Source organism: Streptomyces mutomycini, assembly GCF_001700505.1.
GTDB lineage: Bacteria > Actinomycetota > Actinomycetes > Streptomycetales > Streptomycetaceae > Streptomyces > Streptomyces mutomycini.
In genome coordinates this window covers 1-17316 of record NZ_MAPV01000235.1, presented here as the reverse complement: position 1 = coordinate 17316, position 17316 = coordinate 1, and the positions used below count along the sequence as shown (strand labels likewise).

General features: G+C 70.4%; 12 protein-coding genes and 1 pseudogene. 9 read left to right on the top strand and 4 right to left on the bottom strand.

From position 1 onward, the window contains the following. Positions 1 to 131: 131 nt before the first annotated feature. The gene (locus BFF76_RS27845) at positions 132 to 668 is read right to left on the bottom strand and encodes a hypothetical protein (RefSeq protein ID WP_208604886.1); all 537 of its coding nucleotides are present in this window, start codon (positions 666 to 668) and stop codon (positions 132 to 134) included. 344 nt (positions 669 to 1012) lie between these two features. On the opposite strand from BFF76_RS27845, the gene BFF76_RS27840 reads away from it, so the two are divergent. The 4 genes from BFF76_RS27840 to BFF76_RS27825 all read left to right on the top strand — a co-directional run bounded on the left by BFF76_RS27840 (position 1013) and on the right by BFF76_RS27825 (position 7275). Continuing rightward, a complete protein-coding gene (locus BFF76_RS27840; RefSeq protein WP_065849314.1) occupies positions 1013 to 2275 on the top strand; it encodes a glycoside hydrolase family 16 protein in 1263 nt (420 codons plus the stop codon). A 338-nt stretch (positions 2276 to 2613) separates the two neighbouring features. After that, positions 2614 to 4083 carry an aldehyde dehydrogenase family protein gene (locus tag BFF76_RS27835; protein WP_065849313.1) on the top strand — a complete coding sequence of 490 codons (1470 nt, stop codon included), beginning with the start codon at positions 2614 to 2616 and terminating at the stop codon, positions 4081 to 4083. After that, positions 4080 to 5648 (top strand): APC family permease, encoded by a 1569-nt coding sequence (locus tag BFF76_RS27830; RefSeq protein ID WP_065849312.1) that lies wholly within the window; start codon positions 4080 to 4082, stop codon positions 5646 to 5648. Before BFF76_RS27835 ends, BFF76_RS27830 begins: the two co-directional genes overlap by 4 nt. Positions 5649 to 5703: 55 nt before the next feature. After that, positions 5704 to 7275, top strand: a complete 1572-nt coding sequence (locus BFF76_RS27825) for a GMC family oxidoreductase (RefSeq protein WP_031089970.1) — start codon at positions 5704 to 5706, stop codon at positions 7273 to 7275. 143 nt (positions 7276 to 7418) lie between these two features. Here BFF76_RS27825 and BFF76_RS27820 read toward each other — a convergent pair whose 3' ends face one another. The 3 genes from BFF76_RS27820 to BFF76_RS27810 all read right to left on the bottom strand — a co-directional run bounded on the left by BFF76_RS27820 (position 7419) and on the right by BFF76_RS27810 (position 10958). After that, the gene (locus BFF76_RS27820; protein ID WP_065849311.1) at positions 7419 to 8057 is read right to left on the bottom strand and encodes a Dps family protein; all 639 of its coding nucleotides are present in this window, start codon (positions 8055 to 8057) and stop codon (positions 7419 to 7421) included. A 187-nt stretch (positions 8058 to 8244) separates the two neighbouring features. Further along, the gene (locus BFF76_RS27815) at positions 8245 to 9609 is read right to left on the bottom strand and encodes an MFS transporter (RefSeq protein ID WP_244167357.1); all 1365 of its coding nucleotides are present in this window, start codon (positions 9607 to 9609) and stop codon (positions 8245 to 8247) included. A gap of 176 nt (positions 9610 to 9785) precedes the next feature. Then, the gene (locus BFF76_RS27810) at positions 9786 to 10958 is read right to left on the bottom strand and encodes a 4-hydroxybenzoate 3-monooxygenase (protein WP_053928942.1); all 1173 of its coding nucleotides are present in this window, start codon (positions 10956 to 10958) and stop codon (positions 9786 to 9788) included. A gap of 309 nt (positions 10959 to 11267) precedes the next feature. On the opposite strand from BFF76_RS27810, the gene BFF76_RS27805 reads away from it, so the two are divergent. The 5 genes and pseudogenes from BFF76_RS27805 to BFF76_RS31810 all read left to right on the top strand — a co-directional run. Then, the gene (locus BFF76_RS27805) at positions 11268 to 12713 is read left to right on the top strand and encodes a hypothetical protein (protein ID WP_065849310.1); all 1446 of its coding nucleotides are present in this window, start codon (positions 11268 to 11270) and stop codon (positions 12711 to 12713) included. Positions 12714 to 13006: 293 nt separating this feature from the next. Beyond that, positions 13007 to 14299 carry a YeeE/YedE family protein gene (locus tag BFF76_RS27800; protein WP_065849309.1) on the top strand — a complete coding sequence of 431 codons (1293 nt, stop codon included), beginning with the start codon at positions 13007 to 13009 and terminating at the stop codon, positions 14297 to 14299. Positions 14300 to 14384: 85 nt separating this feature from the next. Further along, a complete protein-coding gene (locus BFF76_RS27795) occupies positions 14385 to 15104 on the top strand; it encodes a response regulator transcription factor (protein WP_031089982.1) in 720 nt (239 codons plus the stop codon). Then, the gene (locus BFF76_RS27790; RefSeq protein WP_053928945.1) at positions 15091 to 17097 is read left to right on the top strand and encodes a sensor histidine kinase; all 2007 of its coding nucleotides are present in this window, start codon (positions 15091 to 15093) and stop codon (positions 17095 to 17097) included. Before BFF76_RS27795 ends, BFF76_RS27790 begins: the two co-directional genes overlap by 14 nt. 26 nt (positions 17098 to 17123) lie before the next feature. Further along, positions 17124 to 17316, top strand: a pseudogene (locus BFF76_RS31810) (hypothetical protein); the annotation flags it as partial.

The following is a 17316-nucleotide window of genomic DNA, read 5'->3' as shown; positions in this document are numbered from 1 at the left end:
GGCACGATGAGCGTCGTGGGGCGGGTCGGCTACGCCGGGCAGCTGGAGCAGTTCACGCAGTCCCATCGGCAACGGCTGACCCAGCTGTACGCGCGGTACGGGCCACGCAGCAGCATCGCGGTCCACGGCCGCTACTCCCTCCTCCACTCCCCCACGACGCTCATCGTGCCGAGGACCGCGGTGAGGACCTCGTCGGACACCTCGGGGTCGAGGTCCGAGGTGTCCGTGAACGCGAGATAGAGCGGCGTCACGGCGACCTTGGCACGCTCCACGTCCACCCTTCCGACGGGGTGATGGCCTCGCGGCCCGCCGCCCTCCGCCGGACCGGGCACGGCAGGTCCGATGGCGCGCTCGAGGGCCTGCCCGGCGACGCCGGCGAGTTCGTCGCCGACGGCTCGGGCGCCGTCGTGCCAGCCGACGGCGTACGGTTCCCCGTTGCCGGCCGGGCCCCTCTCCGCCTTCCCGATCTCCCCGAGCGCGTCCGCGATCGCGCCGGCCTCCACGAGCGCGATCAGTTCTTCGGCCTCGCCCCGGAACACCCCCGCACGGCCCAGGAGCTCGAGGAGGGTCTCCTTCGCGTTCATCACGCTGGCGGGGTCCAGCAGGTTCCGGCCCGTTTCGGCGGTGTTGATCGTGTCCCCCTCGTCGGCCTCGGTCTGGTGTCTCACCCTAGTTCGAGTGGTCGGTGTACGGGCGGTGCTGCGCACGCGTGCCGCGCCGATCGCCGGCTTGCCCCGAACGTGGACGCGGTACCTGCCGCCGGTGCGGAAGTGTTCCCCGGACGCGGCCCGCTGCGTCAAGAATTGTACGCAGCCCCGGTCTATACCAAACCCTTGACATGCTCGGCGTTCATTCCTTAAATCACGGAGTGAAGTAAGTGCTTCCGCCTCATCGTTCCCCCAGTCGGCCCGATGTGGGGGGAGTGCGGGGAGTGTTCGATGCGGTCCCTGCCCGATTCACCTGGATATGACATGTGCACGTCAATCCACCATGCTCCCCGAAGGGAGAAGGCATGAGTTCTCCGCGCTTGCCTCGGCGTCTGGTTCTGTCCATCGTCATGGCGCTCGGCCTCGCCTCACTGTCCACCGGGCTGGCGCAGAGCGCGCCCACACCGGCCACCACCGCCGCGGCCGCCCCGGCCGCCGTCACTTTCTCCGACGACTTCAACGGTCCCGCGGGCGCCGCCGTCGACGGCGGGAAGTGGCAGACCGAGACCGGCGACAACGTCAACAACCACGAACGGCAGTTCTACACGGCGGGCACCAGCAACGCCGCTCTCGACGGCCAGGGCAACCTCGTCATCACCGCGCGCAAGGAGAACCCCAACAACTACCAGTGCTGGTACGGGCGGTGCGAGTACACATCGGCCCGGCTGAACACCTCCGGCAAGTTCACCACCACGTACGGCCGGGTCGAAGCCAGGATGAAGATCCCGCGGGGACAAGGCATCTGGCCGGCCTTCTGGATGCTGGGAAATGACATAGGTCAGGTCGGCTGGCCCGCCTCCGGCGAGATCGACATCATGGAGAACGTCGGCTTCGAACCGTCCACCGTGCACGGCACCCTGCACGGCCCCGGCTACTCGGGCAGCGGAGGCATTGGCGCTGGCTACACCCTGCCCGGCGGGCAGGCGTTCGCCGACGCGTTCCACACCTTCGCCGTCGACTGGAGTCCGAACGCCGTCACCTGGTCCGTCGACGGCACCGTCTACCAGCGGCGGACCCCGGCCGACCTCGGCGGGAAGCAGTGGGTCTTCGACAAGCCGTTCTTCATCATCCTGAACCTGGCGGTCGGCGGCTACTGGCCGGGCGACCCCGACGGAAGCACGGTCTTCCCGCAGCGGCTCCTCGTCGACTACGTACGCGTCAGCTCCGACAGCGGCCAGCCGGGTGGCGGCGGACCCATCACAGGTCTGGCGGGCAAGTGCGTGGACGTCGCGGGCGGTGCGGTGGCGAACGGCACGGCGGTGCAGTTGTACGACTGCAACGGTACGGCGGCGCAGCGGTGGACGGTGGGTGGTGACGGGACGATCCGTGCACTGGGCAAGTGCCTGGATGTGGCGTCGGGTGGTACGGCGGACGGCACGGCGGTGCAGTTGTGGGACTGCAACGGTTCGGCGGCGCAGCAGTGGGCGACGCCGGCTGCCCGGGACATCGTGAACCCGCAGGCCGACAAGTGTCTGGACGTGAGCGGCGGGAGCAGCGCCAACAGCACCCGGCTGCAGATATGGACCTGCACCGGCGCCGCCAACCAGAAGTGGACCGTGACCCGATGACTGCGGAGCCCGCAGTCCCTCCGTCCGGCAGCCCGCGGTGGACGCGTTGAAGGCCGCAAGGACCGTCTGACGGGGACGCGGACCGAAGCCCCGGCCTCCACGCCCTCGCCGTGCACGTCGCGACGGGGGCGTAGGAGGCCGGGGCCGTGCGGGAAGCCGCTGCCCGGCATACGAAACCCCTTCCAGCGTCCCCGGAGCAGGCTCGGCATGCGAGTGAGGTTCGCGCGTGCTGTACCCGCACGCCGCGCGGGGGTGTTCCCGGCGGCCTAATTTGGTGACGAGCTCGGCACGGTCGGCTTCATCGCCTCCCCCTTCCTCGTGCGAGCCGGAGGGACACCATGCCTGAGCTGTTCATCGGTGGCCGGTGGAGTGCTGCCGTCGAGGGCGGTAGGCGTGAGATCCGCTGCCCTGCGAACGGCGAGCTCGTCGCCGTCGTCGACGAGGCGGGACCGGCGGACGCGGCCGCGGCGGTGGCCTCGGCGCGCGAGGCGTTCGACAGGGGGCCGTGGCCGCGCACGCCGGCCGCGGAGCGTGGCCGGCTGCTGTTGCGCGTGGCCGGCCTCCTCGAACGGGACAAGGACGCGTTCGCCAGAGCCGAGACCCTGGACACCGGGAAGCGGCTCGTGGAGAGCGAGTACGACCTGGACGACATCGCGAACTGCTTCCGCTACTTCGGGAACCTGGCCGCCTCCGGTGGCACCGACCGTGTCGTCGACACGGGAGACCCGGGCATCGACAGCAGAGTGGTGCACGAACCGGTGGGTGTCTGCTCACTGATCACTCCGTGGAACTACCCGCTGCTGCAGACGGCCTGGAAGGTGGCCCCCGCCGTCGCCGCGGGCAACACCTTCGTCCTCAAACCCAGTGAGCTGACGCCGCACACATCGATCCTCCTCATGCAGGCGCTCACCGAGGCCGGACTGCCGCCGGGTGTGGCGAACCTGGTGCTGGGGGCCGGGGCGACCGCCGGCGCGCCGCTGAGTTCGGACCCGCGTGTGGACATGGTCTCCTTCACCGGCGGGCTGGTCACCGGGCGGCTCATCATGGCGGCGGCCGCACCCACCGTGAAGAGGATCGCGCTCGAACTCGGCGGCAAGAACCCCAACATCGTCTTCGCCGACACGGAGTTCGACACCGCGGTCGACTACGCGCTGATGGCGGTGTTCCTGCACGCCGGGCAGGTCTGCTCGGCCGGCGCGCGGCTGCTCGTGCAGGACGAGCTGCACGACGCCTTCGTCGACGAGCTCGTACGACGCGCCCGGGACATCCGGCTCGGCGGACCGTTCGACGAGGACACCCGCAGCGGTCCGCTCATCTCAGCCGCGCACCGCGACAAGGTCGAGGCGTACGTGGCCGCCGGCCTGGCCGAGGGGGCCGTGCTGCGCTGCGGCGGCGCCCGACCGGACGATCCGGCGTTGCGGAGCGGTTTCTACTACCTGCCGACCGTTCTCGACGAGTGCACCCCGGACATGACGGTCGTACGGGAAGAGTCCTTCGGCCCGGTACTGACCGTCGAGAGATTCCGGGACGAGTCCGAGGCCGTCGCTCTGGCGAACGACACCGTCTACGGGCTTGCCGGGGCGGTCTGGACGCAGGACGCCGAGCGCGCCCACCGGGTGGCCGCCGGGCTGCGCGCCGGGACCGTGTGGATCAACGACTTCCACCCGTACGTCCCCCAGGCCGAGTGGGGCGGGATGAAGCAGTCCGGTGTCGGCCGCGAGCTGGGACCGGCGGGTCTCGCGGAGTACCAGGAGGCCAAGCACATCTGGCGCAACACCGCGGCCCGGCCGCAGAGGTGGTTCGAATGAGCGGCCCCGGCCCGACGGGCACCCCGCCTCCAGGCACACGTGCCGACGGCAGCCATGACGACGACTCACTCGCCGAGCTCGGCTACAAGCCCGAACTCAAGCGCACCCTGGGCAATTTCCACACCTTCGCAGCGGGCATCAGCTATATCTCGATCCTGACCGGCACCTTCCAGCTGTTCTACTTCGGTGTGAGCTTCGGGGGCCCGGCCTACTGGTGGTCCTGGCCGATGGTCTTCGCCGGTCAGCTGATGGTCGCCCTGTGCTTCTGCGAGCTCGCCGCCCGCTACCCGGTGGCAGGCTCGGTCTACAACTGGGCCAAGAGCATGGGCGGCCCGCACATCGGCTGGCTCGGCGGCTGGATGATGATGACCGCCACCATGGTCTCGCTCTCCGCCGTGGCACTGGCCTACCAGGTCACGCTGCCGCAGATCGACAGCTGGTTCCAGTTCGTCGGCGACGGCACCGGCAAGAACGACGCGGCGACCAACGCCGTTCTCCTCGGCACGGTACTGATTTTCTTCTCCACCCTGGTCAACGCCTTCGGCGTCCAGCTCATGGCCCGGATCAACTCCGCCGGCGTGTTCATCGAACTCATCGCCGCCGTCGCGCTGATCGTCTTCCTGGCCGCGCACGTCACCCGCGGCCCCAGCAGCGCCCTGACGGACACGTACGGACTCGGGGACGGCCGCACCCTGGGCTACTTCGGCGCGTTCCTCACCGCCTCACTGGCGTCCGCGTATGTGATGTACGGCTTCGACACCGCGTCGTCGCTCGGCGAGGAGTCACACAATCCGGGCCGCAACGCACCCCGCGCGATCCTGAGGGCGCTCATCGCGTCGTTCCTCATCGGCGGCCTCATCCTGCTCTTCGCGCTGCTGGCCGTCCCGGACCTGGCGGCCGGGGAACTGTCGACGGGCGGCCTGCAGTACGTGGTGCTGGAGACGCTCGGATCGACCATCGGCGAGATCTTCCTGTGGTGCGTGGTCGTCGCGATCACGGTCTGCGTGCTCGCTGTGCAGGCCGCCGGCATCCGGCTGATGTTCGCCATGGCACGGGACAACAACCTTCCCGCGGGGTCCGTGCTGGCCCGGGTCAGCCCACGCTTCCAGACCCCCGTGGTGCCCGCCGTCGTGATCGGTGTGGTGGGCGTCGTCATCCTGGTGATCAACATCAACCAGCCACAGATCTTCTCGGTGATCACCAGCATCGCCGTGATCATGATCTACCTGGCCTATCTGATGGTCACGGCCCCGATGCTGATCCGCCGGCTGCGAGGCTCATGGCACCCGGCCGAAGGCAGCTTCTCGCTGGGCCGGTTCGGACTGCCCGTCAACATCCTCGCGGTGCTGTGGGGAGCGGGCATGGCGCTCAACCTCGCCTGGCCGCGCGCCGAGGTCTACAACGCGACCGGCCCGCGTCACTGGTACCTGCAATGGGGCGCATTCGTCTTCATCGGCATCGTCGGGCTCGGCGGCTTCGCCTACTACTGGTTCGTGCAGCGGCACAGGACCGGCGTTCTCGAGAGTCACCGCACCGAGGTCAGCACCGCTGCACCGTCCGACTGACCATCGCCCGCACTGCCGCGCGCGTTGCCGCCGGCCCTGGATTCCGGAGACACGGATGCCCGCAGTGAGTGAACCGCAGGACGACTTCGACTACGTGGTGGTGGGCGGGGGGACGGCCGGCGCGGTCGTCGCCGCCCGGCTGTCGGAGGACCCGTCCGTCACCGTCTGCGTACTGGAGGCCGGCCCCTCCGACGTCGGTGACGACAACATCCTGCGGCTCGACCGGTGGATGGGGCTCCTGGAGTCCGGCTACGACTGGGACTACCCGGTGGAGCCCCAGGACAACGGCAACAGCTTCATGAGGCATGCCCGCGCCAAGGTCCTCGGCGGCTGCTCGTCCCACAACTCCTGCATCGCCTTCTGGGCACCGGCCGAAGACCTCGACGAATGGGGTGCCCGGGGGTGCGAGGGCTGGAGCGCCGCTGACTGCTTCCCGCTCTACCGGCGGCTGGAGACCAACGACGCGCCCGGCGACCACCATGGGCGCGGCGGCCCGGTCACCATCCGCACGATCCCACCGAACGACCCGTGCGGAGCGGCGCTGCTGGAGGCCTGTGCCGAAGCGGGAATCCCCACCACGCCGTTCAACACCGGCACGACGGTCACCCGTGGGGCGCACTGGTTCCAGATCAACGCCCGGCCCGACGGGACGCGTTCATCGGCCTCCGTCTCCTACCTGCACCCGATCCTCGGACAGCGGCCCAACCTCGAGGTGCGCACGGGGCTGCAGGCAAAGCGACTGGTCCTCGACTCCGCACAGCGGTGCACCGGTGTCGACTACCTGACGCCCGACCTCATCCACACACGTACCGTCGGCGCGCGACGCGAGGTCATCGTGTCCTGCGGTTCCATCGACGCGCCGAAACTGCTCATGCTCTCGGGTATCGGCCCGGCGGAGCATCTGCGTGAGACCGGCGTGGACGTCCGGGTCGACTCACCGGCTGTCGGCGCCCACCTCCAGGACCACCCCGAGGGCGTGATCATGTGGGAGGCACGACAGCCCATGGTGACCACGTCCACGCAGTGGTGGGAGATCGGCATCTTCGCCGACACGGAACCCGGCCTGGACCGGCCCGACCTGATGTTCCACTACGGATCCGTTCCCTTCGACATGAACACCTACCGGCGCGGCTACCCGACCTCGGAGAACGCCTTCTGCCTCACGCCCAACGTCACCCGCGCCCGCTCCATGGGCACGGTGCGGCTGCGCACCCGTGACTTCCGTGACAAGCCACGGGTCGACCCGCGCTACTTCACGGACGAGCACGACGTGCGGGTGATGACGCACGGGCTGCGGCTCGCGCGGGACATCGTCTCGCGGGCGCCCATGACGCACTGGGCCGGCCGGGAACTGGCGCCCGGTCCCCATGCGGGGACCGACGCCGAACTGCTCGACTACATCCGGCAGACACACAACACCGTCTACCACCCGGCGGGCACCGTCAGGATGGGTGCTGCCGACGATCCGGAGGCCGTCCTGGACCCGCGGCTGCGGGTGAAGGGGGTGCGGGGCCTGCGGGTGGCCGACGCGTCCGTCATGCCGTTCCTGCCCGCCGTCAACCCCTGCATCACCACGATGATGATCGGCGAGAAGTGCGCGGACATGATCCGGGCGGACCAGAACTGAACGGGTGTCCCAGGCGGGCACCTGCGGCCCCGGGAGTGAGGACGACGAGCTCTGCGGCATCCCACATGCCACACAGCTCGTCGTCTGCTCCATCGGTGCCGGACCCGACGCCCGTGCCGGCTCGGGCCCGCACGGGCCCAGCCTCAGCGAGCGCGCTTGCCGGTGGCCGCCTTCTTCGCCGTGCGTCCGGAGTTGGCCGTCTTCTTCGCAGGGATCGCGCGCGACGGACCCGCCTTCGCCGCGGCCTGCGTCTCGCTGCCCGCGTCCGCCGTGGAGAGATCCCCGGCACTGTTCTCCAGATGGGCGCGGACGAACCACTGGAACTGCTCCAGCGAACGGAGGTGCTCGATGAGCAGGTCCTCCGTGACCGGGTCGACGGAGGCGGCCTTCGCGGCGGCTTTCCGGTGGTCCTCGATGATTCCCGCGTAGACGAGGTCGAGCGCGCCGAGGTGGGCGATAGCGTCGGCCCGGCCCACGCTGTAGTCATGCCACGTCCGCTCGGCGACCAGCACGCCCGCGGTGCCGTGCGGCACACCGCCCAGGGCCGAGATGCGTTCGGCGGCGGCGTCCGCCATGCCCCGGACCGCCAGGGTCTGCGGGTCGAGCATCTCGTGCACGGCGATGAAGTGCGGGCCGGTCACATTCCAGTGGATGTGTTTCAGGGTGAGGGCCAAGTCGTTGAGCGAGTGCAGACGCATCATCAGCAAGTCGATCAGACGCCCGCCCTCCTTGGTGCTCAGGCCTGGCACGGTGTAGCGCGGGGTGGAACTCTGGGGCGACATGATGCTCCTGGGACGAAGGGACGGTCCAGCTCTCTTCATCTGCCACCGGGGCCGGAGCATGCACGCGTCCTGACACCGGATACCACTTGACCGGCCCTGCCGAAAGGGCGTCGGCGGGGCCGGCGCCGGTGCCCCCGGCCAGGGTCGGCACGGCGGCGCACCCCTCATGACTGGTCGCTTCGGGCCGTCAAGCGCGCTCTGCGCCGCCCGGGGCCGCATCCGGGGAGAGAGCCGGCGCCGCGTGCGTGCCGAGTCCTCGGCGGTCGTGCACGAACAATGGGACCAGGGAGACCGCAACCGCGCCGAGCACGGCCGTCACCGCGAAGGTCGTGAAGCCGAGGCTCGCGTCGCCGCCCGCGAGGACCGCACCGCCGAGGGCCGGGCCCACCACCGCGCCCGTACGGCCTATGCCCGTGACCCAGCCAAGGCCCGTGGCGCGTTCCCGGGGCGCGTAGACGCGGGAGGTGGCCGCGTACACCATCACCTGGGCGCTGAACAGCCAGACGCCGGTGATGAACACGACGACATACGCGGCGCCCAGCGGCAGCTGCGCCCTCAGCAGGAACGTGCCGACAGCGGTCAGCAGGAACCACAGAGCGGAGACCTTCACCGGGCCGAACCTGTCCGCCGTACGGCCCGCTATCAGCATGCCGACGATTCCACCCGCGTTGATCACCATCAGGAAGGTGACCGAGGAGGAGAGGGAGTAGCCGGTGGCGCGCATCAGTTCGGGCAGCCAGGTGGAGACGCCGTAGACGAGGAGGAGTCCCGCGAAGGACGCGATCCACAGCAGTGGGGTCGCCCAACGGGTGCCGGGCGCGAACAGTGCGGTGATCGCCGCCATGCGGCCCTTCGGACCGGCTTGGGGGGCCTGCTGCGCGCCCGGGCGCTCCAGCCGGTAGCGGTCGGCGACGGCGTACGCCCGCTGGGTCCTGCCCCGGGCGAAGAGCACACCAGGGGACTCCGGAAGCCACTTCAGCACCAGCGGCACCGCGATCAGGGCCGGCAGCACGCCCGCCCAGAACACCCAGCGCCAGCCGTGTCCGGGGGCGACGGCGAGACCGATGCCCGTGGCCGCCATGCCGCCTGCGTGGTACGAGGTCATCATCAGGCCCGTGGTGAGGGCGACCCGGCGCGGGGGTGCGAACTCGGCGACGATCGCGAGGCCGATCGGCATCAGCCCGCCCAGGCCGAGCCCGGAGAGGAAGCGCCCGGTGCCGAACATCGCGGCGCCGGACGCGAGGGCGCACAGTGCGGATCCGGACGAGAACAGTACGACGCTGGCGATGACCAGCGGCTTTCGGCCGAGCCAGTCGGTGAGTGTGCCGGCGGCCAGCGCGCCGATCAGCATGCCGAACGTGGTCCAGCTGCCGATGGTCCCGGCCAGGGCGGGGGTGAAGCCGAGGCTGTCGTCCGCCAGGAGATGCGGCATGGTCGCGCCGTAGATGTTGACGTCCATGCCGTCGAAGAACACGGCGAGCCAGCACAGGGCGATGACCGGAGCGACGACCCTGAAGGAGCGGTCGGGCGGGGAGGTGGTCGATACAGCCACGGGGCACTCGCTTTCTGCCACTGCGTTGTGGCGGGTGGGCTGTCCCATTGCCGGAGAGCGGGTCCACCGCAGAGGGAGTGTTCGCAAGGTGAAGTAAATTCCACTCTGGGGCCGGTGCGAGCTTTCCCTTGGTTCCTGCCCGTGTCAATGGGGGCCGCGGTGGAGCGTCGGGCCGGTTACGGCAACGGCAACCCCGCGTAGTTCATGGCGAGTTCGGCCGCCGCGTGGGGTGACGTGGCGATGCGGTCGAGCTGGGCGATCTGGAGCCGCGTGTCGAAGGGGCTCTGGTCCGGTCCGGTGTGCAGCGTCGTGGTCAAGAAGTACGAGAAGTGCTCGGCGCGCCACACGCGGCGCAGGCAGGTGTCGGAATAGGCGTCCAGCAGGTCGGTCGCACCGGTCCTGTGCTGCCGTATCAGGGCGCGGCTCAGCACCACGACGTCGGCCGCGGCGAGGTTGAGCCCTTTCGCGCCCGTGGGCGGCACGATGTGTGCGGCGTCGCCTGCCAGGAAGACGCTGCCGTACCGCATCGGCTCGGTGACCGAACTCCGCATCGGCAGAACGCTCCTGGAGGTGATCGGGCCACGGTTCAGCTTCCAGCCGTCGAGTGCGAACCGGGCGTCCAGCTCGTCCCAGATCCGTTCGTCCGGCCATGCTGCCGGGTCCGTGCCGTTGGGCACCTGCAGATACATCCGGCTGACCTCGGGCGACCGCATGCTGTGCAGGGCGAAGCCACGGGGGGAGTGGGCGTAGACCAACTCGGCGCAGGACGGCGCCACATCGGCCAGGATGCCGAGCCACGAGTAGGGGTACGCCCGTTCGTAGGTGCGCCGGACCCCTTCGGGTACGGCGGCCCGGGTCACCCCGTGGAAGCCGTCGCAGCCGACCACGTAGTCGCACGTCAGGGAGCTGTCCTGGCCGTCGTGCGAGTAGCGGATCGTCGGCCGGCCGGTGTCCGCGCCCTCGACCGAGTGGACCTCGGCCCCGAAGTGGAGGGCTGCGCCGTCGGCCAGCTGCAGGGCTACGAGGTCCTTGACCACTTCGGTCTGCGCGTACACCCACACGCGGCGGCCGTCCGTCAGTGACGGGAAGTCGATACGGTGCGAACGGCCCTCCCAGCGCAGCTCCACGCCGTCGTGGACCAGTCCTTCGGCGTCCAGCCGCGCTGCCGCCCCGGCCTCGCGCAGGGCGTCGACGGTGGACTGTTCGAGGATTCCCGCCCGCTGACGCTGCTCGACGTAGGCGCGATCGCGGCTCTCCAGGACGACGCAGCCGACGCCGGCACGGTGGAGCAGGCGGGACAGCAACAGCCCGGCGGGGCCGCCCCCGATGATTCCCACGGTCGTGTGCACCGTTCGTACTCCTTCACGGGAGCGGTCGCATTCCTGAGGCCGTTCGCGCGCGGGGCATTCGCGTACCGGCGCACCGAGTTCGCACAGTGAACTTTTCTTCACCGTGTTCCGCGAGTTTGTCGCCCGGGCCGGCGCCCTGTCAATGGTCCTGTCCGGATGCGGGCGGACGGCTGAGCCGGCGCCGCCGAGACCGCAGGCGGGCGAACACTATGAACGCAACGGCCGCAGGGCTGGCCCCATCCGGTGGGCCCTTCCTAACATCCCGGCTCGCAGCGCAACTCTGCGCGGAGCACCTGAAGGAGCTCACCCTTGAACGTATTCGACCCGCCCACGCATGCTCCGCGACGCCGCACGGCGGTAGTGGCCGCCGCGCTCGCGGCCCTGTTCCTCGGCACACTCGGTGATGCCTCCACTGCCCGGGCGAGCACCGAGGCCCCTTCCGTCGCCGCGTGTCCGGCCGATCTGGCAGGGAAGGCCACGTGCTACACCGGCCAGCACGGCAACGGGGCGTACTACACGATGGCGGTGCCCACGCGCTGGAACGGTTCCCTCGTCGTGCACGCCCACGGCGGGCCCGACCTGGGCGACACCTCGGACCCGTCCCGCAGTGCCGACGACCTGGAGCGCTGGGCGGTGATGGTCGACGAGGGATACGCCTGGGCCGGCTCCTCCTACCGCCGCGGTGGTTACGGGACGCGCATGGCCGCCGCCGACACGGAGAACGTACGGCGGTTGTTCGTCGCCCGGTTCGGCGCGCCGGAACTGACCTATGTCCACGGCCAGTCATGGGGTGGCAACGTCGCCGCCAAGGTCGCCGAGACGTACGGAGCCCGCTCCGGTGCCTACGACGGCGTCCTGCTGACCAGCGGTGTACTCGGGGGCGGTTCGCGCGGCTACGACTACCGCGTGGATCTGCGGGCGGTCTACCAGTACTACTGCCGGAACCACCCTCGCCCCACTGAACCCCAGTACCCGCTGTGGCAGGGACTGCGTATGGGCTCCCTCATGACGAGCGCCGGACTCCGGGCCCGTCTCGAGGAATGCACCGGCTACGCCTCCGAGCCCGCGGACCGGACCGGGCCGCAGCAACGCAACCTCAACGACATCCTTGCCGTCACCCGCATCCCTGAGCGCGCACTCGAGTCGCACCTGCGGTTCGCGACCTTCACCTTCCGTGACATCGTGTCGGGCAGGCTGGGTGGCCGCAACCCGTTCGGCAACCAAGGGGTGAGGTACTCCGGTTCACACGACGACAAGGCACTCAACGAGGGTGTCGAACGCTTCTCGGCCGACCCCACCGCACGCCGCGACCTCTCCTACGACAGCGACCTCACGGGCAAGGTCTCCGTCCCTGTCCTCACCCTGCACGCAATCGACGACCCGACCGCCTTCGTCGAGCACGAAGCGGCCTACCGGGCCACCCTCGAGGGAGCCGGCACGGACGGGCGTCTTGTGCAGACGTACACGACGGAGACGGAACACAGCGCCTTGAGCGACTCCGAGTACGCCAACTCCGTCTCCGCCCTGGACGCCTGGGTGCGCTCCGGCCGCAAGCCGACCCCGGGCTCGATCGCGGCCTCGTGCGGCGCCTTCGACCGTATCCATGAGGGCGGTTGCTTCTACCGTCCCGATTTCCTCCCGCCGTCGTACGCATCGAGGATCCGGCCGAGGCCGGGCGGTCTCTCCTGGCCCGCCATGACCGCTGCCCAGGAGACGAGGTGGAGCCGGATCACCGATGTGGGGATCGCCCCCTGACAGGGTCCCTTACGCGCGGTCCGGGGCGCACCGCGGCACTGCGGCGCGGGGCGCCCCGGGGTGTCGTCCCAAGCGGGCTTCCATATGGCGAGACGGTCAGGCATCCGGAGTGGGCCCGTCCGTATATTCGTACGCATGTCTGTACCGGCCCTTTCGCTGCGCCTCGCGCTGTTCGCGCACTCGGCGTGGTGCGTCGACGACGGGCTCTGTCGCGGCTGAACCCGAGTCGGCGGCGCGCGCAGCGCCGCCGGCACCGCTGCCGCCGTCCGTCGAGCACCATCCGGAGATCTTTCGTGACCACCGCGCCACCTGCCGGGCCGGCCGCGCCGCCGCGCGCTCTGCCCGCCCTCCTCGTTCCTTCGCCCACGTCGGTTCCGCGGCCCGAGGCGCCGCCCCTGCCCCCGGTGCGCAGGGCCCCACTCGTCGTGTCCGGGCTGCTGGCCGCTGCACTGACCGCGTACGTGTGGTTCACCCATGGCGCCAAACCCGGCGTACTGCTCGTCCTGGGGCTCGGTCTGGGCGTCGCCCTGTTCCACTCCCGGTTGGGCTTCACATCGGCCTGGCGGCAGCTGATCGCTGTAGGCAACGGCACCGGTCTGCGGGCGCACGCGCTGCTGCTCGGCACCACGGCCACACTGTTCGCACTGGTCATCGGTACGAGCACCGGCCTGTTCGGCTCGCAGCCGGCGCCCTCCGGCGGGTCGCTCGAAGTCGGCCTGGTCGTCGGTTCACTGATCTTCGCCATCGGGATGCAGCTCGGCGGCGCCTGTGCGTCCGGCACCCTCTTCGCCGTCGGTTCGGGTCAGACCTCGGTGCTTCTGACCCTGGGCGGCTTCATCGCCGGTGCAACGCTCGCCGCCTGGCAGTTCGACCTGTGGAAGGACCTGCCCGCCTGGGAGCCGGTCGTCCTGTCCGACCACATCGGCTGGTTCGGCTCGTGGGCTGTGACGATCGCCGCGCTGCTGCTGGTGGTCCTGATCACGCGACGCGTCCAGGCCCGTCGCAACCCGCCACCCCTCGGCGTGGTGCCCTCGGCACGCACCGCGGCACTACGGGCTCTCCGCGGATCCTGGCCGCTGGCCGCCGGCGCTCTTGTGCTGGCCGTGCTCGGCGCGGGCGTACTGATGGTGTCCGGCGGTGCCTGGGGGGTCACGAGTGCTTTCAGCCTGTGGGGATCGGAACTGGTGGGCGCGCTCGGCGGCCACCCGGAGAACTGGACCTGGTGGCGACAGGCGGGGAACGCCGAGATGCTGGCGGGCCCGGTACTCGCCGACAAGACCAGCCTCACCGACATCGGCATCATGATCGGAGCGGCGGTCGCCGCGGCGCTCGGAGGTACCTGGGCCCTGCACCGCGGCATTCCGTGGCGCACGGCCGTCGCGTCGGTGCTCGGCGGCGTACTGATGGGCATCGGCGCACGGCTGGCCGGAGGCTGCAACATCGGTGCCTACCTGGCGGGCGTCGCCTCGGGCAGCCTGAGCGGCTGGCTGTGGGGCGCGGTCGCACTGGCCGGGACCTGGATCGGACTCAGGCTGCGTCCGCTGTTCGGCCTCGGCAACCCCAAGCCCGGCGACGGCGTCTGCTGATCGCCGCGGACCGGCTGCCCGGCCGGACCGGGTAGCCGGTCCGGCCGCAAGGGCCCGCGCCCAGGACCTCCTCTACGATCACCGCGTGTGCGCAAACGTCATAGTCGCTGAAGACGACGCTAAACAAGCCGAGTTGGTCCGCCGCTACCTCGAACGCGAAGGCCATACCGTCACGGTGGTGGCGGACGGCCTGTCCGCCCTGGAGCGGGCGCGTCAGGGGGCGCCGGACCTGCTCGTGCTCGACGTGATGATGCCCAGGGCGGACGGACTCGACGTGGTCCGCATCCTCCGCGCGGAGGAAAGGGAGTTGGCGGTCCTCATGCTGACCGCGCGGGCGACGGAGGACGACCTGCTGCTCGGACTGGACCTGGGCGCGGACGACTACATGACCAAGCCCTACAGTCCACGGGAGCTCATGGCGCGAGTGCGCACACTCCTGCGGCGCACCCGGCGGGACGGGGGACGCGAAGACGGCCATGTGCTGCGTGTGGGAACGCTCGCCGTCGATCCCGCGCGTCACGAGGTGGCTGTCGACGGAGTCGAGGTCGACTGCACGCCCGGGGAGTTCCGGCTCCTCTCGGCGATGGCCGCCGAGCCCGAACGGGTATTCACACGTGAGCAGCTCCTCGCCGAACTCCACGGGTTCGACCGGTACATCAGCAGTCGCACGGTCGACGTGCACATCATGAACCTCCGCAAGAAGATCGAGCGCGCGCCCCGGCGACCGGCCCGGCTGCTCACCGTCTTCGGAGTGGGCTACAAACTCATGGACCCGCTGAAGGGGACCTCGCGTGCCTCCGGCTGAGCGAGGCGCCCAACGCCTGCGTCTGCGCAAGAGCCTGCTCGGCAGGCTGCTGGCGGTGTCGGCGCTCGTCGCGGCCTGTTCGGTCGCCGCGACCGCGTGGCTGGCCGTGCAGACGACGTCCGGTGCGATCGAGCAGGAGCAGGGCCGCAACCTCGCCGCGGACACCCGTGTCCTCGACGCCCTGCTCGCCTACGCGGCCGGACACCCCACCTGGGACGGCGTGGACGCCACGGTGAACGACCTCGCCGAGACTTCCGGCCGGCGGATCACCCTGACGACGCAGAGCCGTCAGATACTCGCGGACTCAGCAGGCTCCTCGCCGCCGCCACCGGCTCTGCCACCCCAGGCATCAGCGGTCGTGGATCCTCTGTCGGTGGCCGCTGTGCCCTCCGGATCCGAATCCGGGTCCGGGTCCGTGACGGTTGCGGCACCCGGCACGGACGGAGTGCAGCGCTCGGGCAACGACCGGGTCGACGCGAGAGCAGTCGGACCGTTCAGGCTGTCCGCGGCCGAACGTACGTCGTTGCGACGCACCGCGGATGAGGCGGTGCGCTGCCTCAGCCGGTCCGGCATCGCCTCGGACGTCGTCGAGGGGCCGAGCGGGCGGCCCCGTATCCAGGTCGTGGGCAACGACCCCGACCGCATGCGCGGCACCAGGTGCACCACGGACGCCCTGGACAGTCCCACCAGGACAGAGACGAAGGCGTTGACCGCGCTCAACGGGCTGGTCAACGCCTGCCTGGACCGGCAGGGGCGCGAAGCCGTGCGGCTCGACCTCGACCTCTCGTGGGACACGGACCAGGATGCCTCACCCGCGACGGCCGTACCCCAGCCGGTGCCCGGCATCAGTGCCCCGGAGGAGGCTGTGCCGACGCCGTTCCCCACCCCCTCGCCCATGGACAGCGAGGTCGACCGCGACATCGCCTCGTGCGTCGGCATCGCCCGCCAGGAGCAGCTCAGTTCGTACGTCGCCTCACCCGCGTTGCTGTTCATAAGCGACCCGGGCGGCGGTGCCGTCCCCGGGTTCGAGCTGTCCCCCGCGAACACGGCGAGGATCACCGGGGTCGCGGCGCTCGTCCTCGCACTCACCGTCGGCGCCTCGATCCTCGCGGGGGTCCGGCTCGTACGGCCGCTGCACGCGCTCACGGGAGCGGCCCAGCGCATGCGGGACGGCGAGGATCCCTCGCACGTCGTGGTGGCCGCGGACAACGAGATCGGCCGGCTGGCCGCCGCCTTCAACGACATGTCGGCCCATCGCGCCCGCCTGGAGGAGCAGCGAAAGGTGATGGTCAGCGATGTGGCGCACGAGCTGCGCACCCCTTTGAGCAACATCCGGGGGTGGCTGGAGGGAGCCCAGGACGGCATCGCCGATACGGATGCCCCGTTCGTCGCCTCGCTCCTGGAGGAGGCGCTCCAGCTGCAGCACATCATCGACGACCTCCAGGACCTGTCGGCGGCCGATGCGGGCGCCCTGCGTCTGCACCCCGAACCCGTACGGATCGAGGAGCTGCTCGCCCATGTCGTGGCGGCCCATCAGGCCCAGGCCGATGCCGCAGGGGTCGCCCTCACCGTTGCCGTTCCGGACGGGAACGGGTCCGTCCCCGGGCTCACCGCCGACCCGGTACGGCTCCGCCAGGCGATCGGCAACCTGGTGTCCAACGCCGTGCGCCACACACCGTCGGGAGGACGGGTGACGCTGCGCGCCTACGGGACCGGGCCCGGGGGAGTGGACGAGGAGGTGGCGGTGGAGGTCGCCGACACCGGCAGCGGCATGGCACCCGAGGACCTGCCGTACGTCTTCGACCGGTTCTGGCGCGCGGAGAAGTCACGCAGCCGCCGCACCGGGGGCAGTGGCCTGGGGCTGGCGATCGTCCGCAAGCTCGTCGAGGCGCACGGCGGGACGACGTCCGTCGTCAGCACCGTGGGCCAGGGGTCCGTGTTCACCCTGCGGCTGCCGTCTGCCGGCCCTGATCCGATGAACACAGCGGTCTGACAGTTTCCTCACAACTTCACTCCAGCATGTGGGCAAGCCCGGCGCCCGACGCGCATCCGTGCGCGGGCACCATCAACGCCGAGCTGGAATCGGAGTTCTCCATGTCCCTTCGCCCGACCCTGCGCACCGCGGCCCTCATCACCGCCGCCATCGGCGCGGCTCTGCTCCCGTCCGGCGTGGCCGTCGCCGACGACACCCCCACGCCGGACGGGAGCAGAG